At 61.8% G+C, this 18663-nt stretch carries 14 protein-coding genes and 1 pseudogene; 5 read left to right on the top strand and 10 right to left on the bottom strand.

Features of this window, described 5'->3' with window-relative positions:
• Positions 1-38: 38 nt before the first annotated feature.
• A complete protein-coding gene (locus tag AAFX91_RS00830) occupies positions 39-1556 on the top strand; it encodes a DASS family sodium-coupled anion symporter (protein WP_394565266.1) in 1518 nt (505 codons plus the stop codon).
• 55 nt (positions 1557-1611) lie between these two features.
• Here the strand turns inward: AAFX91_RS00830 and AAFX91_RS00825 are convergent, their stop codons facing one another.
• The 10 genes and pseudogenes from AAFX91_RS00825 to AAFX91_RS00780 form a co-directional block, all read right to left on the bottom strand.
• A complete protein-coding gene (locus AAFX91_RS00825; protein ID WP_394565265.1) occupies positions 1612-5064 on the bottom strand; it encodes an autotransporter domain-containing protein in 3453 nt (1150 codons plus the stop codon).
• A 202-nt stretch (positions 5065-5266) separates the two neighbouring features.
• Positions 5267-6037 carry a Crp/Fnr family transcriptional regulator gene (locus AAFX91_RS00820; protein WP_282529345.1) on the bottom strand — a complete coding sequence of 257 codons (771 nt, stop codon included), beginning with the start codon at positions 6035-6037 and terminating at the stop codon, positions 5267-5269.
• Positions 6038-6217: 180 nt separating this feature from the next.
• Positions 6218-7315 (bottom strand): transporter substrate-binding domain-containing protein, encoded by a 1098-nt coding sequence (locus AAFX91_RS00815; protein ID WP_245475826.1) that lies wholly within the window; start codon positions 7313-7315, stop codon positions 6218-6220.
• On the bottom strand, positions 7312-7434 hold the full coding sequence (locus AAFX91_RS00810) for a hypothetical protein (RefSeq protein WP_282529347.1): 123 nt from the start codon (positions 7432-7434) through the stop codon (positions 7312-7314). Before AAFX91_RS00810 ends, AAFX91_RS00815 begins: the two co-directional genes overlap by 4 nt.
• A 408-nt stretch (positions 7435-7842) precedes the next feature.
• Complete coding sequence (locus AAFX91_RS00805) at positions 7843-8955, bottom strand: ABC transporter permease (RefSeq protein WP_394565264.1); 1113 nt, start codon at positions 8953-8955, stop codon at positions 7843-7845.
• 2 nt (positions 8956-8957) lie between these two features.
• Positions 8958-11737: pseudogene (rbbA, locus tag AAFX91_RS00800) on the bottom strand (ribosome-associated ATPase/putative transporter RbbA).
• Complete coding sequence (locus AAFX91_RS00795; RefSeq protein ID WP_394565263.1) at positions 11734-12804, bottom strand: HlyD family secretion protein; 1071 nt, start codon at positions 12802-12804, stop codon at positions 11734-11736. The pseudogene rbbA and the gene AAFX91_RS00795 overlap by 4 nt, the downstream one beginning before the upstream one ends.
• 205 nt (positions 12805-13009) lie before the next feature.
• The gene (locus tag AAFX91_RS00790) at positions 13010-13495 is read right to left on the bottom strand and encodes a DUF992 domain-containing protein (RefSeq protein WP_394565262.1); all 486 of its coding nucleotides are present in this window, start codon (positions 13493-13495) and stop codon (positions 13010-13012) included.
• 1 nt (position 13496) lies between these two features.
• Positions 13497-14087, bottom strand: a complete 591-nt coding sequence (locus AAFX91_RS00785) for a hypothetical protein (RefSeq protein ID WP_394565261.1) — start codon at positions 14085-14087, stop codon at positions 13497-13499.
• Between the two features lie 114 nt (positions 14088-14201).
• Positions 14202-14447, bottom strand: a complete 246-nt coding sequence (locus AAFX91_RS00780; protein WP_394565260.1) for a hypothetical protein — start codon at positions 14445-14447, stop codon at positions 14202-14204.
• A 334-nt stretch (positions 14448-14781) separates the two neighbouring features.
• Here AAFX91_RS00780 and AAFX91_RS00775 point away from each other — a divergent pair, with 334 nt between their 5' ends.
• From AAFX91_RS00775 to AAFX91_RS00760, 4 genes are all read left to right on the top strand, one after another.
• On the top strand, positions 14782-15495 hold the full coding sequence (locus AAFX91_RS00775; protein ID WP_394565259.1) for a Bax inhibitor-1/YccA family protein: 714 nt from the start codon (positions 14782-14784) through the stop codon (positions 15493-15495).
• A 248-nt stretch (positions 15496-15743) separates the two neighbouring features.
• Positions 15744-16952: an ATP-binding protein gene (locus AAFX91_RS00770; protein ID WP_394565258.1), complete on the top strand. Its 1209-nt coding sequence runs from the start codon at positions 15744-15746 to the stop codon at positions 16950-16952.
• A gap of 72 nt (positions 16953-17024) precedes the next feature.
• Positions 17025-17645, top strand: coding sequence for a response regulator (locus AAFX91_RS00765; RefSeq protein ID WP_394565275.1), 621 nt, complete (start codon positions 17025-17027; stop codon positions 17643-17645).
• A gap of 205 nt (positions 17646-17850) precedes the next feature.
• Complete coding sequence (locus AAFX91_RS00760; RefSeq protein ID WP_130578174.1) at positions 17851-18486, top strand: response regulator transcription factor; 636 nt, start codon at positions 17851-17853, stop codon at positions 18484-18486.
• Positions 18487-18663: the final 177 nt, after the last annotated feature.

Here is an 18663-nt window from a genome sequence, read left to right as displayed (position 1 = left end):
TCATCGCGCAAAGTCTTGAGCGACGAGAGGAGCACTTCATGTCGACTGCAGATTCATCGGTATCCGTTGGCGCACACTCTGGTGATCCGGCTCAACCGTCCTGGCTCCGCTCCAACTGGGGGCTTCTGCTGGCCATTGCCGTGCTGGTCATTGCTCTTGTGTTACCGACACCACAGGGATTGTCGATGTCGGGCCATCGCATGCTGGCCGTGCTCGCCTTTGCCGTGATCGTCTGGATGACGGAGACGCTCGACTACGCGGTATCAGGCGTGGTCATCGCCGCGCTGATGGCCTTTCTGCTCGGCACGGCACCGAGCCTGACCAATCCGGCCGTAGCAATGGGCACCAGCGCGGGCTTGGGTCTTGCTTTCAGCGGCTTCGCCAACACCGCATTGGCACTGGTGGCGTCCGCGCTCTTCATCGCCGCCGCCATGACAGCCACAAAGCTCGACAGACGCATCGCCCTCTTCATTCTCTCCCGCGTCGGCACCGAAACCCGCCACGTCGTGATTGGTGCGATTGTTGTCGGTTTCATCATGTCGTTTCTGGTGCCTTCGACGACAGCGCGAGTCGCCTGCATCGTTCCGATCATGCTCGGCATCATCGCCGCCTTCGGCGTCAGCAAGAAGGGCGCCTTTGCCGGCATGCTGATGATCACCGCGACGCAGACGGCCAGCATCTGGAATGTCGGCATCAAAACCGCGGCGGCGCAGAACATGGTTGCCGTAGGTTTCATCGAGAAGACGCTGAACCAGAGCATCACCTGGGGCGAATGGTTCGTCGCGGCGGCGCCGTTCGGGATCATCATGTCGGTGGTGCTCTATTTCGTGACGACGCACATGATGCCGCCGGAAGTCAAGGAGGTACCCGGCGGTCGCGATGCGATCCGGCAGTCGCTCGCCGAATTGGGGCCGATGAAAGCGTCCGAGAAGAAGCTGCTTGCGATTTCGCTGACATTGCTTGCGTTCTGGGCGACCGAGGGCGTGCTGCACCGCTTCGATACGTCATCGACCACCATCGCGGCCGTTGCATTGATGTTCATGCCCGGCGTCGGAATCATGACGTGGAAGGAGGCGCAGCCGAAGATCCCGTGGGGGACCGTCGTGCTGTTCGGCGTCGGCATCAGCCTTGGCACAGCCCTGCTGCAGACCGGCGGCGCCGTCTGGCTGGCCAATCTGGTCGTGACCAAGTTTGGACTTCAGAACGCCAGCCCGCTGTTCATCCTCGGCGTGATGAGCCTGTTCTTGACAGTGATCCATCTCGGCTTCGCCAGCGCGACCGCGCTCGCTTCCGCGATGATCCCGATCGTCATTGCGGTCCTTCAGCATGTGGCAACGCCCGGCATCAATATGGTGGGCATGACCATGTTGCTGCAGTTCGTCGTGAGTTTCGGCTTCATTCTCGTGGTGAACGCGCCGCAAAACATGGTGGCCTATGGGACCGAGACCTTCGAGGCCAAGGACTTCGTTCGCACCGGCCTTGTGCTCACCATCGTCGCGCTTGCGCTGGTAATGCTGCTCGGCGCCACCTATTGGCATTGGCTCGGATACGTCTGAACCCCAACGAAGGGCGAGCCGTCCTGCATGTGGACGGCCAAGTGCGTCCCGCCGCTCAGAAGCGCCAGCTCAGGTTACCCTTGACCGAGTGATCATTCACTCTGTCGGAAAGCTGTCCCAGATACGACACGCCGATCGTTACGCTCGGATTGATGTTCAGATCGACGCCGCTTTCGACCAGCGCGGCATCGCGCGCCAGAGGCACGCCGGAAATGCTAAAGGCGCTGCCCAAACTCTGGAACGCGAGCGCCGCGCCCGGCGTCACGTCGCCAAAAGCATGTTGCCACGCCAACGCGGCGCGCGGCGTCAGCATCATGCCGTTCTGGAGCTGGACGCCGGTGGCGATGCGTGCTCCGAGGGTGGAATAGCCGATATCGTCGCGGGTCGACGATCCGATGAGCGCGGCAAGACCTCCACGCTCGCTGAAGCCGTCCGTATCCAGGTGCACCCACGCCAGACCGGCGAACGGCTCGGCGGCGATATTGCCAAAGCGAATGCTATGGCCGACCTCGCCAAACACCTGGGCGGTGGTGGCGTTGTAACGTGCCGTTGCCTGGTCGGCGAAGCCGGGAAACAGGATAGCTCGGCTGGTGTCGATCGTACTCCAGCTCCCGGCTACGCCTGAACGCAGGTTCCAGGGGCCGTATGCGGCGCCGGCATAGGCGGCCAGATGCGCCGTGTCGACATTGGCGGCGCTTGCCTGCGCATTCACCCGCACGTTCGAATTGGTATAGCCGCCGGCGATGCCGGCACGCCAGTTAGCGCCGAAGCTGCTGTCGACGCCGGAGAAGAAACCGCCGAGGTTGCGGCTCACGTCGGCAGCATTGCCATCGCTGCCTATCTTGCCCCAGGCGCCGACGCCCTGCGCCCACCAGGCAATATCGGGGCCGCGCGGCGGCCCCGGGGCGAGCGGACTTTTCGTGGGGAAGGCCGTTCTTCTCGTGCCGGCATAGGCAAGTGCGGCGCCGGTATTGCCCGCGGCGGAATCGGCATGTGCCAGCAGCGGCCCGCCGGCCGTGAGGGCTGCGAACGGTCCCAACTGGTCGGCAAAGGATGCCTGGCGCAGGCGTCCGAGCACCGCCTGGCGCAAGTAGCGGCTGTCATCGAGCATGGTCGTCTGCACGCTGCCATGTATCTCGCCCGAGAGCGCATCGAAGGCCTGCCGGGCTCCCGCAACCGAGGGCTGGGTGAGCAACGCCTGGAATAGAGGGCTGCTCGCAGGCAGCGCGCCAGCCGCCTCGGCAACGCTCGTCTGGTTCGGAGTGATGGCGGCGCTCGCGAAGCTACTGACCTGTTCGAGCGTCAACAGCACGGAGGTCGGTGTGTAGCTCAGAATCGGACTGAGGAACGCATAATCGGTAGCCGACGAGACACCGGAGAAGCTGCCGCTGACACCGTCTTGCGCCGTCAGGATCGTGTAGGCGAGGTCAGGCGTGAAAGCGCCAAGTGTCTGTACCGTCCCGCCTGTCAGGCTGGCGTGTCCACTTGCCGCGATCAGATCGGCCTGGCCCGTGGGATTCAGCTCCGCAACGTAAGTGGATCCTGGTGCGAAGCTCACATTACCGGCGACATTCAGTGTGCCGATCGAATGGCCCGGCGCCACGACGCCGCCGCTTGCTGCGCTCAGGCCGCCGATCGTGCCATTGCCCACCAGCATGCCGCCGGCATTGACCGACACCGGCGATATCAGCGAGCCATCCACGCCCAGAACACCCGCGTTCACGTTGGTCGGTCCAGTGTAGGTGCTGGCGCCTGTCAGCGAGAATGTGCCCGACCCGCTCTTGACCAGCCCACCGGACCCGGTGATGGCGCCGGAGAAGACCGTAGAGGTGTTGTCGTTGCCGGCCGTGAGCGCAGCCGAGCCCAGCGCGACTTGACCTGCGCCCGCAAGCGATCCGATGGTCTGGTTGAAGCTGTTGAGGTCGAGCGTGGTCCCGCCTGCGACCGTATAGGCGCTGTTGGGGGAAAGCACGTTCGCCGCGCCCGCTTGCAGCGTGCCGGCGTTGACGAGAGTCGGGCCCACGTAAGAGCCGGCACCCGCGACGGTCAGCATCCCCGCACCTGTCTTGGTGAGGCCGCCCGTCCCGCCGAACGTCCCTGAGAAGGTCGTATTGAAGCCGTTCGTATCGATCGCGCCGCCATTGCCGTTCAGCGTAACGCCACGCGCCGTATTGAAGCCGGCGCCAAGCTGAAGGCTGCCGCCATCGAAGGTCAGTCCGCCCGTGGTCGCACCGAGATTGCTATCCGCGGTCACCTGCAGAGTGCCGCCATTCAGGAACGTTCCACCGGCATAGCTGTTGCTGCCGGTCAGCGCCAGAGATCCAGCTCCGCTCTTTGCGAGGCTGCCGGTCCCCGACAGCACGCCACTCCATGTTGCGCTCAACCCATTCGTGTCGATCGTAGCGACGCCACCGGTCAACGTCGCGTTCACGCCTGTCACGAGCGGGGCCTCGATCACCCTGATCGTGCCACCGCCGACATTGAACTGATAATCCGGATTATTGTTGTTGTAGGAAGCGAGCAGGCTGTTGCCGCCGATCTCGAGCGCGCCGCCGTTGAGATTGTATGTGCCCGTGCTGGTGTTGAGGCCGGAGAGATGGAGCGTCGATCCATTATGGACGCGCAGGATGCCGCTGGTTTGATTGATTACTCCCTGCGATTGCGCCTGAGCCGCATCCGTGTTGCCATATCCGACGATGAGACGGCCACCGCCGGACAGATCGACGACACCACCGCCGATGTTGAGCGTGCCGGCACTTCCGGGCCTGCCTGTGCCAGAGGTACGCCCAAGGCCGTTGAGGCCACCGTCGAGGTAAAGTTCGCCGCCGCTGACGTTGTATGTGCCGACGCCACCCTGGTTGCCGATGTTCATCGAGGCGCAGTGACTGATGTCGCCGCAGGTAGGGGTCACCCTGACTATGCCGCCCGTTTGATTGACCGTGCCCACTCCACCGAAGTCGCCGATCTGCAAGCCGGTACCGAAGGTGATGAGACCACCCGAAACGTTCAACGCACCGACATTGGGCGTGCCGCCGGTGACGCCCTCACCCACCGCGAGATAGGTGATCGTCGTGCTTCCGCTTGTCTGCGCCATCGCGCCTTGAACGATGTAGCTTTCACCCTGCGTGAGCGTGGCACCATCGATGGTCAGCGTACCTGAACCAATCTTGGCGAAGGTCCCATAAGGGGGGTTGTATCCCTGGTTGGTCATGTCGATCGTGCCGGAGAACGCAGTATCGGTATTGTTGGCCCCAACCGCGAGACCTTGGGTGCCAAGCGTGACGATGCCGCCACCACCGATCGATCCCACGATCTGATTGGCGTTGGAAAGCGCCAAGCTCGCGCCGGGCGCGACCGTCACATCAGTGTTGGGAGCGAACGCCTGACTCCCGGACAGTGCCAGATTGCCCGCCACGATATTGACCGGATCGGCGCCGGTTGCGATCGCGGCGTCGAGTTCGCCTTGCGTGCTGACGTCGATCGCCCTTGCGTCTGACACATACAGCATTAGCGCTGACGTCGTGGATAGTGCCACCCAGTGTCGCAGATGCCTGACCAAAGGCATCTCTCGTCGTGATGAAGCAAGCATTCGAATCCCCAAGCCTGCGATTCGCAAGCGTGACACCGTGGGACTCGTGAAGTCTGTTCGATTTCGGACAGACTTCTGCTCGAAGAGGCAACCCAGAAATGCTTCCGTGGGACTTGGTTAATCAACCGATGCGCGCGGAAACTGCAGCAAATTGTCGCGCTGTCCGTCGCGTGCGCCGCGTATCCGTAAATAGTGCATCGAATTGTCTACGCGTCGCCGCGTAGCATTCGCAGGCCTCCGTTTCGAGGCGTGCACGGCCGAGGATATTCACTCGACCGTGCCTATAGTGAATCAAGCCGGCCTTCTGCAGGGAATTGGCTGCGATCGATACACCGGAGCGCTGAACTCCAAGCGTCAGGGCGAGCAACTCGTGCGTGAGAGGAAAACTGTCCGAGCCAGCGCTGTCGTGCGCAACCAGAAGCCAGTGGCAGCAGCGCTGCCGAAGCGAGTGCAGGCGGTTGCATGCGGCGATCTGCGAGAATGCATCGACAACCAGACTGCTGTACCGGCGCAGAAGGGCCGAAGCTTCATCAGCTTGCGTGATCTTCCGCTCGAACGTGTCGCGATCGATGCGAAGCGCCATTCCCGGAATCCGGACGGCATATTCCCACATCGCGCCCCGGATTCCATGGATAGCGAAAAGTCCGACGACGCCTTCGTTTCCGACAGCTCCGATCTCGACAACTCGACCATCCTCCATGGCCTTGACGCGAGAAACCAAGCCTCGATCTATGAAGTAGAGGTGATCGATCGGTGCGCCGGCGCGAAAAAGGACTTGGTGCTGTCGCAGATTCACCGGTTCGAGATGCGGCAAAATGGATTCGAGGCGCGCGAGCATAAGCGCCCGCAACAACCGGTTGCCAGGATAGGCTTCCCCAAGTTCGTCGGCCATGCCTCCCGGGTCTTTCTGCCACTTTCGGCCAAAGTACCCAGCCCTGACGTTGCGAACGCCATCACCGGAGTTCTGTTCCGAGGAACGACCGCATACCACCCATGCGTGCGAACAACCTTACGACAGTACCGACAACTGTCGCCGTGCTGGATTTGAGTTCGCCGAAAGCCGATGGGATCATCAGGGCGACCGGGCGTTTCCAAGAGCAAGGAACAGTGTCTGTTGCCACCGATCGCTTTCGATTTGATCGAGCACGGCAAGATCGAGCATCGGCCGCAAGGCACTGCCTTTCGGCAAGACGATCGCATATCTCTCGCTGCCGAAGCTGGTGTCGACGACTCGGATCGCGCCTGAGAAGTCGTTACGAACGATCCAGGCGAGGAGCGGCTTGTCATGCACGAAGGCATCGATCTGACCGCGGCTCAATGCGGATAGGCCGCTTTGAGCGTCCGGGAATGCCCGGAAGGGAAGCTGCTGGCGCGTGAGGTAGTCGCTTGTCGGAGAGTTCGCGACGGCGCCGACGCGCACGGATCGCAGGTCGTTGAAGCTGTGAACGGCGCCTTGCAGTTCTCTGCGCGTAAGGGTGGAGGTGATGCCGGCGGTGAACACGGCTATCGCGATGACGGAAGCGATCATCCACCCGGTCGCGACGATCCGCCCGGGGAGCGTTGCCGGTGCATTTGCAGCGGCTCCCGCCTGCGTCATGGCAATGGTCGACCACCAGAAGCTGGAGCCGAGCCCCTTGGCGCCTCCGCCGAAATGTTCCGTCTTCCGGCGCTCCAGCAGCCAAATGATGAAGCCCACCACCATCGCAAGACCAAGCAGCAGACCCACAGCCTGAAAGAAGCCGAAAGAGAGCAGCGCCCGTCCGATCGAGACCCAGGGGCTCTCATTGATCGGCACCGCAATCCCGAGCCCGGTGTTGTAGAAAGGTTGAGAAAAATCGACATTGCGTGCACGCGCAGCAGTCACAGTTACGGCTGCGACGCCGGCGTCGAAGGCGCCTTTCGCGACGCCATCAAGCAGGTCCTGCACATTCTCGGTCTCAACCAGGCGAAACTTCAGATGCGCGCGATCAGCTATCCTCTTCCAGAGCTCAATGCTGATACCGCCCCAGCTCCCATCCGGCTGCTTCATCGCGAAAGGCGGGGCTTCCTTGGTCGCCACCACCAATTCCTTGTCGGGGGCTATGCCTTGCGCGCGGACCGCGCCGCAGACGAGCGCAAGGATCGCCAGCGATAAAAAAGATATCAGGACCGATCGAAGCGACAAAATCACTGGTACGCCTTGACGATGCCGATCTCGCCGCTCTGCACGCTCACCGCAGCAGCGACGCTGCCTGCCCAAGCCGACGAGGTGACCGGGTGAAGTGGCGCGAATTCATTTTCGAACTCCACCGGATTCGCCGCGCGCCTTGGCTTGTCCCGCCCCCGAATGTCGGAACCCAAGAAGATCCGCGCGGATCCGACTGTGCAATTCTTACTAGAATGATGGCAATTTGGCGCGCCACTCAGAACAAATTACGATCCGCCGCGTTTGGCAGGCCTCAACCCGGCCTATTTCCAGCCACCGCCTGGCAGCCGGCCGTGATAGGGCGTGTCGCGGCAATGACCCCATGGCACCCGCCAATAACCCGGGGGCAGCCATTCCAGCGATAAGCGTTGCGGCACGGCCCCCGATATCCGCCCGCGTTGATATGGATTGGCGGGGCTTCTCAGTTCGACTGGTCTGCCCACACCCCGCCCATGTCGTGGAGCGCGGTTGCTATCCAATTGCGGCGTCGGCAATACGCCGAAGCTGCTTCGCTATCGCAAGAACTGTCTGAATCGCCAGAGGGAGAATCCGAACAAAATCGCTCCGATCACCAGCAGCGCGGCGATCTGCGGCCAGACCACGTCGAACCCTGCGCCGCGGAACAGCACGGCCTGCGCGAGGATGACAAAGTGGGTGTTGGGTGCGGCGAGCATGATGTTCTGGATGATCTCGGGCATGCTCTCCCGCGGCGTCGTGGCTCCTGACAACATCTGCAGTGGCATCAGCACCAGCATCATCAGGAGACCAAACTGCGGCATGGTCCCGCCGACCGTCGCCAGAAATATGCCCAAGCTGGTCATGGCGAAGACGTAGAGTGCGGTGCCGAACAGGAACAGCGGAATCGAGCCTCCGATCCGGACTGACAGCAATCCCTGCACCACAAACACGAGCGACACGCTGGCGGCGAGAAGCACGACAAGGCCCATCGACCAGATCTTGCTCGCCATGATCTGGAATGGCGTCACCGGCATGACGAGCAGGTGCTCGATGGTGCCGTGCTCGCGCTCGCGGATCAGCGCGGCTCCGGTCAGGATGATCGACAGCATGGTGATGGAGGAGATGACGTTATTGATGGCGCCGAACCAGCCTTTGTTGAGCTCGGGGTTGAAGCGCGCGCGCAGGGCGAGCTCGATCGGGAGAGGCGCGGCCGATCGATAGCGGGCCAGAAACTCGCCGACCTCCTCGTTCACGATCGTCTGGATATAGCCGCCCCCGGTGAAGGCCTGCGACATGCGGGTCGCATCCACGTTGAGCTGGATGGCCGGCGATCGCTGAGCCAGAAGGTCGCGCTGGAAGTTCGGCGGAATGTTGAGCGCGAAGGTGTCGAGCCCCGCATCCATGCGGGGGTTCACGTCCGACTGCGAAATCAGGCGCGGTATCGTGAAATAGGGCGGATTGAACGCGGTGATGATGCGCGTCGATGCCGGCGACTTGTCCTCGTCAACGATGGCGAGCGCGGCCTGATTCAAGGTCTCGGGCTGCGCCCTGGAGGCCGTGTAGATGGAAACCGTGAAGGCATAGACGATCAGGATCATCAGCATCGGATCACGGAGAAGGCCCCGCAGTTCCTTGATGCCGAGTTGAACGACGTTGGCGATATGCATGTCTAGCTCGCCTGTTTCCTCAAGAGCACCACGCCAAGACCGAACAGCACCGGGATGGTCACGAGCAGAGCAACGAACTCGCCCGAGAGGTCACCGAAATCGAGCCCTTTCGAGAAAGTGCCGCGCGTGATGGTGACGAAATGTGCGGTCGGGTAGATTCGTCCGATGACGGCGCCGGCTCCCTGGAGGGACGACACCGGATCGACCAGGCCCGAATACTGGGTGGCAGGAATCATCGTCAGCAGCGCAGTCGCGAAGATCGCTGCGATCTGGCTGCTCATGAACGCCGATATCACAAGCCCCATCGCCGTCGTGATAATGACGTAGAGAAGCGCTGCGCCGGTGAAGGCCGGAAAACTGCCCGTGAATGGAACGCGGAAGACGAACACGGCAAAGGCGGTCAACAGGAAGAAATTCAGCATGGCGAGCGCCACATAGGGAAGCTGCTTGCCGACGAGAAATTCAAGCCGTGTTACCGGCGTTACGTAGAAATTGATGATCGATCCGAGCTCCTTTTCGCGCACGACGCTCAGCGTCGCCAATATCGCAGGTATGATCAACAGGAGGATCGGGATCACGGCGGGAGCCATCGCCACGATGCTCTTGAGGTCAGGGTTGTAGCGATAACGTATCTCAAGCTGGAAATCGCCCGACGCCGCGGCGTTGCCATAGAGCAGTCTGGCGCGCTCGGTCAGCCAGTGGGCATGCATCGCCTGCACATAACCCCTCACGGTCTCTGCGCGCGACGGCATGGCGCCGTCGATCCACGCGCCAATCTGGACGTTACTGCCGCGCGCCACGTCGCGCCCGAACCCCGGCGGGATCTCGAGTGCCAGGCTCAGCTCACCGCTGCGCATGCGGCTGTCGAGATCGTCGTAGTCGGTGATCGGAGGCAATTCGGTGAAAAAGCGCGATCCGGAAATCTGCAGGACGTAGTCGCGGCTAATCCCGGTTTCGTCGCGGTCCATGACGGCGAAGGATAGATTCTCGACGTCCATATTGATGCCGTAGCCCATCACGAACATCAGAATGAGACTGCCGAGAACGGCCAGCGTGGCACGGATCGGGTCGCGCCGCAGCTCGAGCGCCTCCCGGTGGGTGTAGGCGAATACGCGCCGCAGGTCGAAGAAGCGCATGAGTCGGTGGTGTGCCGCGGCGGCTTGGTCGCCCGGCCCGGCTTCGCTCACTACGGCCGGTACGGCGGCCGGCAGCTTGGCGTCCGTCCTGCCGATCGCGTCCTGCAGATAGGCGACGAAGGCCTCCTCGAGACTGCCGCCGCCGCGCTGCTCGGCAAGCCTGGCCGGCGTGTCGCTGACCAGCACCCTGCCTGCATGCATCAGCGAGATGCGGTCGCAGCTTCGTTCATGAAATGGGTCGAGACGAAGATCGTGACGTCGTCCCTGCGGGACAGCTCGGACAGGATTTGCCAAAAGCCGTCGCGCGCCACCGGATCGACGCCGGATGTCGGCTCGTCGAGAATCAGGATGTCGGGCGCATGAATCATTGCTACCGCGAGTGAGAGGCGCTGGCGGACCCCAAGCGGCAACGCATCGGGCAACGCATCGATGACGTCGACGAGGTCGAACCGCTGTGCCATCTCCTGGACACGACCCTCGATGGTGTCAGGGGCAAGCCGGAACAGCCGCGCATGCAGCTCGAGGTTCTGCCGGATCGTCAATTCGGAATAGAGCGAGAAAGCCTGCGACATGTAGCCGACGCGGCGGCGGACATCCATGTCGCTCGGATCGACCTCATGGCCGAATAATCTCGCGATGCCTTCGCTGGCCGGCAACAATCCGGTCAGCACCTTCATGGTCGTGGTCTTGCCGCAGCCGTTTGAGCCGAGAAAGCCGAAGATTTCGCCGCGGGCAATGCGGAAGCTCACATTGTCGACGGCGGTGAAATCGCCGAACCTTACGGTAAGCTGCTCGGCCTCGATGGCGATGTCGTCGGCATGTTCGCTTCCGCGAGGCGGGATCGCCACTTCCCTGTGCTCCCGCCGCTCCTCCTCCGGGAGCAGCGCAATGAAGGCGGCATCGAGATTATCAGCACCGGTCTGCCGCAGCAGGTCCGCAGGCGCGCCGGTGGCGAGCACCCGGCCTTCGTTCATGGCAACCAGCCAGTCGAAACGCGCCGCCTCCTCCATATAGGCGGTGGCGACAACGACGCTCATGCCCGGATGGCTTTGGCGGATCTCGTCGATAAGTTCCCAGAACTGGCGGCGCGAGAGCGGGTCGACACCGGTGGTCGGCTCATCCAGGATCAGGAGGTCGGGATCATGAATCAGCGCGCAGCAAAGGCCGAGCTTCTGCTTCATGCCGCCCGACAGCTTGCCTGCTGGCCGATCCGCGAAAGGCGTAAGCCCCGTGCCTTTCAGAAGCTCATCGATCCTCTGCTCGCGTTCACTCTTGTCGTGGCCGAACAGGCGGCCGAAGAAATCGACATTCTCGAACACCGACAGCGTCGGATAGAGGTTCTTGCCGAGACCTTGTGGCATGTAGGCGATCTGCGGGCACGTCAGCCTCCGGTGCGCGGCGTCGGTCATATCGCCGCCGAGCACTTGGACACGTCCCTGCTGCACGGCCCGAGCGCCGGAGACAAGGGAGAGCAGGCTGGATTTCCCAACGCCGTCAGGTCCGATCAACCCGACCATGCGCCCGGTGAGAATGTCGAGCGTGATGCCACCAAGTGCGCGCGTCGTGCCGTAGGACAGCTCGACCGCATCCAGGCTTATCACCGGCGCCGGTGGGCGAGCTTGCTCTGCGGTCGACAGATCGCTCATTGTACCAGCTTTTCAGTAAGGTTCGCCGGCCACTCGGCGTTCGGGTCGAGCTGGACAAACGCCCTGCCGGGAAGGCCGGTCTTGACCTGTTCGATGTGTCTGCGCAGCAAGTCCGGCGAGATATGCGCCCTGATCCGGAACATGAGCTTTTGACGCTCCTCCTCCGTTTCCACCGTCTTGGGCGTGAATTGCGCAACGTTTGCAACGAAGCTCGCCTTGGCGGGAATGACATATTGGGGCGCGGCATCCAGCACGATGCGGACATCTGCGCCGATTGCGACGCGTCCGGCCTGCGCCGTGGGCAGGAAGAAGGTCATGTAGACGTCGCCGAGGTCGACGAGATTGAGCACGCGACCGCCGGCGGCAAGGACTTCGCCCGGCTGCGCCACGCGAAACTGCACGCGCCCATCGCGCGGTGTTATCAGGATGCTGTCGTTGATGTCGGCCTTGATGCTCTCGATGGCGGCCCTTGCCGCGTCGATGGATGCTTCGGCGTCGACCACTTGCGCCCGGGTGGAACTGATGGCGGCCGCCGCCGCCGCAAGTTGAGCCTCGGCCGCCGCCACCGCGGCCTTCGCCCCTTCGGCGGCCGCCCGGTCGTCGTCGAGCACCTGCTGAGGCACGGCGTTGGTCTTGATCAATTGCTCGGATCGCTGCAGCTTTCGGTCCGCCGTATCCAATTCAGCATTACGCTGCGCAATCACCGCGGTAGCGGATTTCCTCTCGGCTTCTCGCTGCGCGACGAGACTCTTGGCGGTGTCGACGCTGATGATCGCGCGGCGCAACTGCGCTTCGGCTTGACGGAGCTGCGCATGTAGCTGCGTCGTGTCCATGCGCGCGAGCACCTGTCCTACCGTGACAAAATCCCCCTCTCTGACCAGGATCTCCTGGATGCGTCCCGGCGTCTTGGTTGCAATATCGATTTCGACAGCCTCGATGCGGCCGTTGCCGCTGGCGATGCCCGGCGGGAGATTGTCGCTCGAAAGCTTCTGCCAGGCATAGTAGCCACCTGCGGCCAGAAGCACGGCGAGCAGGACGATCAGCCAGCGGTTTCGGCCTTTGGTCATTGCCCACGGACCTCATCCATCACGCTCGGACACAGGGTCCATTGCCCTGTTATGCGGTGCGCCGAGCACGAAGCAGCCAAGCCAGCCGACAGTCGCAGTAAGGCTGATCGTAGCCCTCCGCCCTCCAACGCCGATATCCGACGAAACCCTGAGCCAAAGGTCGGCAATGTTCCGAATTGTTTCGGCAGGAACTGTCGGGGGTGCGTTATTGCCGCCCTCTTTCACCAAGGGTCAAATGCGTCACCGTCGCCGCGAGATTGACGCCGATCGCGCGCTCGACGGAAAGCGGCTGCAGCACGACGCTTCGGCGCGATCCGCCGATCAGAGCGTTGGCGCCAAAGCCGGGACCCAGCGCAACATTGGCGCTGGCCCCCACATAGCTCCCGCGCATAGTGCCGGGACCAATCCGCGAGTTCTTGGCAAAGACGGCCCAGGATAGAACGCCACTTCCGGTGACGCCGACGTCAAGACCGACACGCCTTATTCGCCCAGCGTAAATGTAGCGTTGCGACGAGCCTCGCCGGTAGAATACGCAACGCAGCGACTGCGTCGATCCAACAAGGAATCCGATCCGCGGGCTGCTGGAACACAACAGCCGGCCGACCCTGAATATCTCGGCTTGCGCGGGCGTTGCGACGGCGGAGATTGAAGCGAAAACGCACAAAGCGCAAAGCAACCGTATCGTCTGCATTTCAGGCCTCGACTTGGTCTTCGGTGTTGTGAGGTGCGGCCGCGCGGCCATAGCTAAGCCAAAAGGTCATGCCGATGCCGACCAGGAATACGGCCGCAAGGAGAAAGAAGATCACGGACTGCTTCAGCCAGGAGAGCGCCGGAACTGCGGCGCCCATGGCGATGCCGAGGAAGCAGATCTGCGGCGACAAAAGACTGAGGCCCGCAAGGAAGGTGCCGAGCGCCAATAGTGTCAGAAGCACCAGGCTGGTTGCCGGCGTGGGGAGCAACTGTTGAACGCCGGAGACAAGCATGATGTTCATCGTGACCAGGACGGCCACCCAATGAAGCGCCTGGGTCCAGATCAACCGAAACTGAGCCTGCTTGGTGTCGAGCTCGGACCATTTGGTGACGACGCAGACCACGGCAATGGCAAGCGCCAGGAACTCCCAATAGCCCACGAGCGGCTGATGCGAGATATTGGTATAGCCGACGCCTGCGATGGCGAGCACGAGGGCGACGACATAGGGTAACCGCTGCCAGGCGAAATTGGCTCTTCCCGAAACCGTCGAGGGGTGCGCACCCTCGCTCCGCTGCCCGTCAGTCTCGCTCATCGAACATCCACCGCCGTCGGATTCGTTCCTGTACTGCCTCGATCAGTCATCGATCGCTCAAATTACGTGAGCGGATTGGCCCGCCGCACCAGGCAGCAGGCCGGCAAAAGCGGCTCAATTGGCCGACGGCCGCCCTGCAGGCGCATCGGTGCGAAGGCGCCTGCTGCCGAAATGCGGATGCCGTCCGCCGCGGTGGCGCCAATAGCGATGCTTGTGCGGGTTCATATTTGTATTCGGTGCTGCGCTCTTTGGCGCAGCCGCGCCTTGGTCAGTCGATTGGGCCACGGACGGGCTTGGCGGCGCTGCAATGGCTGCAACAACGCCGACGATCAGGGCGCCGAATACGAGTCGGATGTTCATGCTCGTCTCCATATTCCCATCGGCGATAGCGCAAGCGCCAAAGGCGGCAATGAATGCGGGATGCCCGCCAGCCGATGACTACGATCCTATCGGCGACTTTGCCGCTCGCACATCCGGGATTCTATGTAGGAACGGGCGGCAGAAACTGCGCTTGATAGGCCGGCGAGCGGCAGCCTCCAGTAACACAAGGCATGTCCCCGAAGGAAGGCGCTATCGCGCCGAAGCGGCGTAGTTACCACCCCCGGAAATCGGGTGATCATCTGATATCCCGCATGGTGGCCATCATCATAGGCTTGCCCATCCCGTGCTCGGCGCGACCGCGAGGAGATAAGCCATGTCCAATTATGACGAGAATGCAGTGACCTCCGGTGCGGTCGGCGGCGATGCCATTGCGGTCGATGCCGGCCTCCGCAACTACATGTTGCGCATCTACAACTACATGGCCGCCGGTGTCGGCCTCACCGCCCTTGTGGCCTGGCTGACTTATCAGTTCACCGGTCCCGCATTACTGCAGAGTCCGCTGATGTGGATCTTCATCCTGGCGCCGCTGGCTCTGGTGTTCTTCATCAGTGCACGCATCCATACGCTGTCGGCAACGACCGCACGCTGGTTGTTCTTTGTCTATGCAGCCCTGGTCGGCGTGTCGCTGTCGACTTTGCTCCACATCTACACCAGTTCCTCGATCACGCGCGTGTTCTTCATCGCAGCCGCAACGTTCGGGGCGCTTAGCATCTTTGGGTACACTACCAGGCGTGACCTGTCCGGACTGGGCACCTTCCTGTTCATGGGGTTGATCGGAATCATCGTCGCAAGCCTGGTCAACCTCTTCCTGCGTTCGAGCGGACTTGACTGGCTGATCTCGATCGTGGGCGTCGGCATCTTTGCCGGCCTGGCTGCCTATGACACCCAGCGTATCAAGGCGATGTACGACTCTGGGGATGGTGAGACTTCCGCAGGTCGCAAATCGGTCATCGCTGCGTTGTCGCTCTACCTCAATTTCATCAATCTGTTCATGATGATGCTGCGCCTTGCGGGCAGTCGGCGCTAGACCTCAGGCATTTCCAAAGGCGATATGCGGTTAGTGCCAAGGTCACGAATGGCAGTGCACGAAGAGGCTCCGCGTCGGAGCTCGCGCGCGTGTTACAAGAATTCGCGAGTTCCCGCCTAAAGATTGCTCAACGTCAATGGCGTTCTTCTACCTGACGGTGTATGGTGTGGTTGGGATATCCGATCGGGTCAGGGAGATTGGCCGAGGCAAGGGGTGGCTCTCACTATCGAGAGTCGCGTGGAAAGCGAGTGCGTGCCGTGAAGCAACATGGTGCTCCCACGTACGGGTCGGATCGAACCAATGCGGAGGGATGGTCAGGCATTGGCGCAGCAAGCGCAAGCGATCGGCTGTACTGGAAGCTAGCCTCCGACCTTCTCTTTGTGATGCGCCCTTCATCCGAAGGGCGCTTTGTTTATGAAGATATAAACCCGGCGTTCGAATCGCTTGTTGGGATCGCCTCGGAAGACATCCGAGGGATGGCCGTTTGCGACTGTATGGGGGGGCAGGATGCCAGGTCCGTTCACGAGGCGCTTGATGCTTGTCGCGCCAGAGGTGCCGAGGTTCGGATCCGGCATCGGCTCGCCCTCAGAGGATCCCCACGAACTGTCGAGACGATCGTTGCGCCAATCTGCGATCCCGTAACCGGCTGCATTGCCACCTTTATCGGTAGCCATCGCGTCCTGGAAGGAGCGTCCTCCCAAGACTTTGGAACGATTTCGGACGGTGGTGCGAGCATGGGCGCCACGCTGGTATCCACTCAGGAAGACATGCAGCAGCGCATTGCCTCCGACCTCCACGACTCGACTTGCCAGCATTTGATTGCCGCGAGCCTCGGGATTATGCGGATGCGGAACAGCTTAAGTGAACCGACCAATGCCGAGCGGCTTTGCGACGATATCGATGCGTCGATCGATCAGGCGATCAAGGAAATCCGGGCCTTTGCCTACCTGCTGCATCCGCAAAATCTAACGGTTGCCGGGTTGAAGGCGGCAATAGAGAGATATGCGGAAGGGTTCGCGGCGCGCACATCGTTGAGAGTGGATGCCAGCATCTCGCCCGAGATCGATCGCGTACCTTACGAAACGCAGCGCTCGCTGCTGCGGGTGGTTCAGGAGGCGCTGACGAACGTCTTTCGTCACGCGAAAGCGACGGAAGTCGAGATCGCGATCGAGGCGACCGATGACCACTTCCGGCTGAGGGTCAGCGACAATGGGCGCGGCATGCCGCTCGGCCAGGCCCTCGGCGGAGCGATAGCAGGGCCGCCCGGCGTCGGAATTCCTGCGATGAAGGTTAGACTGCAGCAGATCGGAGGCACCCTCGATATCCGCTCCGGACCGGGAACGGGGCGTCCCGGCACGACACTATCCGCGGTGTTTCCGCGCGGTGCGGTGACCGGGAAGACGCAGCCGGCCAAAGGCCGTTCCCGCCATCATGGTCCGCGCAAACGGGTCCACTAGTCGTGCAGCCGAACTCGCCTCGCTAGCGCCGGCCGAGCCATGCGATCCGATACGAGTTGGAGTTGTCCTGCCATGAAGCGCTTTCTTATCGCCGACGATCATGAAGCGGTGCGGTCGGGACTGCGAGCGGTTCTGGAACAACGTGCCGACTGGGAAGTCGTTGCTGAGGCGAACGACGGCAGCAAGGCCCTTGCCGAGGCGATCGCGAACCAACCCCATGTCGCAATCGTCGATTTCTCCATGCCGCGCATGACGGGAGTGGAGGTCGCGCGGCGGATCAAGGAATATCGTCTGCCGACCGAGGTATTGATCTTCACGGTGCACAACTCCAGCCTGCTGGCGCAGCAGGCATTCGAGGCAGGCGCCCGGGCATTCGTATTGAAATCGGATGCCAACAGGCTGTTGTTGGCGGCGGTTGAGTCGCTTCTGGCGCATAAGCCATTTTGCACCGAGAGCTGTTCGCCTGAATTGAACGAGGTCTCGACCGGAGATCGGGACAGGCTCTCGCCGCGGGAGAAGTTGGTGGTCAAGCTGATTGCGGAGGGCTACAGCAACAAGAGCATTGGCGCGATCCTGAACCTCAGCGTCAAAACCGCCGAAGCGCACCGTGCCGCCGCGATGCGCAAGCTGGACATCCACTCGACGGCAGATCTGGTTCGCTACGCGGTTCGTGCCCGGCTGCTGGAAGCATGACGCACTGGGGCGCTGTCGATCCGGTGCTTGATCTTCCGCCGTTCCAGCTTCTTCTACCATGAACCCCGGAGGCTAAGCTGACCTCGGTATATTCCCCGCGAAATCCTAGGGTTTTGCGGGATAACTGCCGGAAAGCCAATCAGTATGATTCTGACCTCGCTGTCGGCTATCGCTATCGACCGTTCCAACGCATAGGAACGACGCCGTGAAACGCATCCTGATTGCGGATGATCATGAAGTCGTACGTTCCGGGCTTCGCGCGATCGTTGAAACGCGCTCCAATTGGATTGTTACTGCGGAAGCGCCCGACGGCGAGCAGGCGATCGCATTGGCGTTGGAAACGAGACCGGACATCATCATCGCCGACTATTCCATGCCGCTCGTGAACGGACTGGAAGTCAGCCGCCGCGTCAAGACGCTTCGCCTGCGTTCGGAAGTGTTGATTCTCACCATGCACGAGAATGAGGAGATTCTGACCGAGGCCCTTTTGACTGGGGTGCGTGGCTTCCTGCTCAAATCGGACGCCAGGAAGCATCTCATTTCGGCAATCGAAGCTCTGCTCGACGGCCGACCTTACTTTACCAGCGTCGTGTTGGAGAAATTGCTAACCGACTACCAGCTCAACAAACAGAACAAGTCCAGCGCGCTCCTCACATCGCGGGAGCAGAACGTCGTGCAGTTGATTGCAGAGGGACATACCAACAAGGCCATCAGTTCCATATTGAAGCTAAGCGTGAAAACTGTCGAAACCCATCGGGCGTCGGCCATGCGCAAGCTTGGCATGTCATCCACGGCCGAACTGGTTCGCTATGCGATTCGCAAGAAGCTGGTGGCGCCATGACGGCCCAGGTAGTCCAAGGGCAATCCGCGCGGGGTTAGGCGCCCAACGTCAAGGGTGGCGCCTGAAGAGCCGTTAGCGTCGTCGGCAAAAACGAAACGCCCGCGCGCGACGGTCAATCCATCAGGTCATTTCCGGCAACAGACCGCGGAGAACCCTGATTGACACGTCCAAGTGCGC

This window comes from Bradyrhizobium sp. 31Argb (assembly GCF_043638955.1).
Classification (GTDB): domain Bacteria; phylum Pseudomonadota; class Alphaproteobacteria; order Rhizobiales; family Xanthobacteraceae; genus Bradyrhizobium.
The sequence above is the reverse complement of the archived record's forward strand: the minus strand, read 5'-3'. Positions and strand labels throughout refer to the sequence as shown.

What these genes read in the sequence shown, in the direction of transcription:
- AAFX91_RS00830 (WP_394565266.1), top strand. Translation starts at nt 39, where the DNA reads ATGTCGACTGCAGATTCATCGGTATCCGTTGGCGCACACTCTGGTGAT.
- AAFX91_RS00825 (WP_394565265.1), bottom strand. Translation starts at nt 5,064, where the DNA reads ATGCTGTATGTGTCAGACGCAAGGGCGATCGACGTCAGCACGCAAGGC.
- AAFX91_RS00820 (WP_282529345.1), bottom strand. Translation starts at nt 6,037, where the DNA reads ATGGCCGACGAACTTGGGGAAGCCTATCCTGGCAACCGGTTGTTGCGG.
- AAFX91_RS00805 (WP_394565264.1), bottom strand. Translation starts at nt 8,955, where the DNA reads ATGCATATCGCCAACGTCGTTCAACTCGGCATCAAGGAACTGCGGGGC.
- AAFX91_RS00795 (WP_394565263.1), bottom strand. Translation starts at nt 12,804, where the DNA reads ATGACCAAAGGCCGAAACCGCTGGCTGATCGTCCTGCTCGCCGTGCTT.
- AAFX91_RS00790 (WP_394565262.1), bottom strand. Translation starts at nt 13,495, where the DNA reads ATGCAGACGATACGGTTGCTTTGCGCTTTGTGCGTTTTCGCTTCAATC.
- AAFX91_RS00785 (WP_394565261.1), bottom strand. Translation starts at nt 14,087, where the DNA reads ATGAGCGAGACTGACGGGCAGCGGAGCGAGGGTGCGCACCCCTCGACG.
- AAFX91_RS00780 (WP_394565260.1), bottom strand. Translation starts at nt 14,447, where the DNA reads ATGAACATCCGACTCGTATTCGGCGCCCTGATCGTCGGCGTTGTTGCA.
- AAFX91_RS00775 (WP_394565259.1), top strand. Translation starts at nt 14,782, where the DNA reads ATGTCCAATTATGACGAGAATGCAGTGACCTCCGGTGCGGTCGGCGGC.
- AAFX91_RS00765 (WP_394565275.1), top strand. Translation starts at nt 17,025, where the DNA reads ATGAAGCGCTTTCTTATCGCCGACGATCATGAAGCGGTGCGGTCGGGA.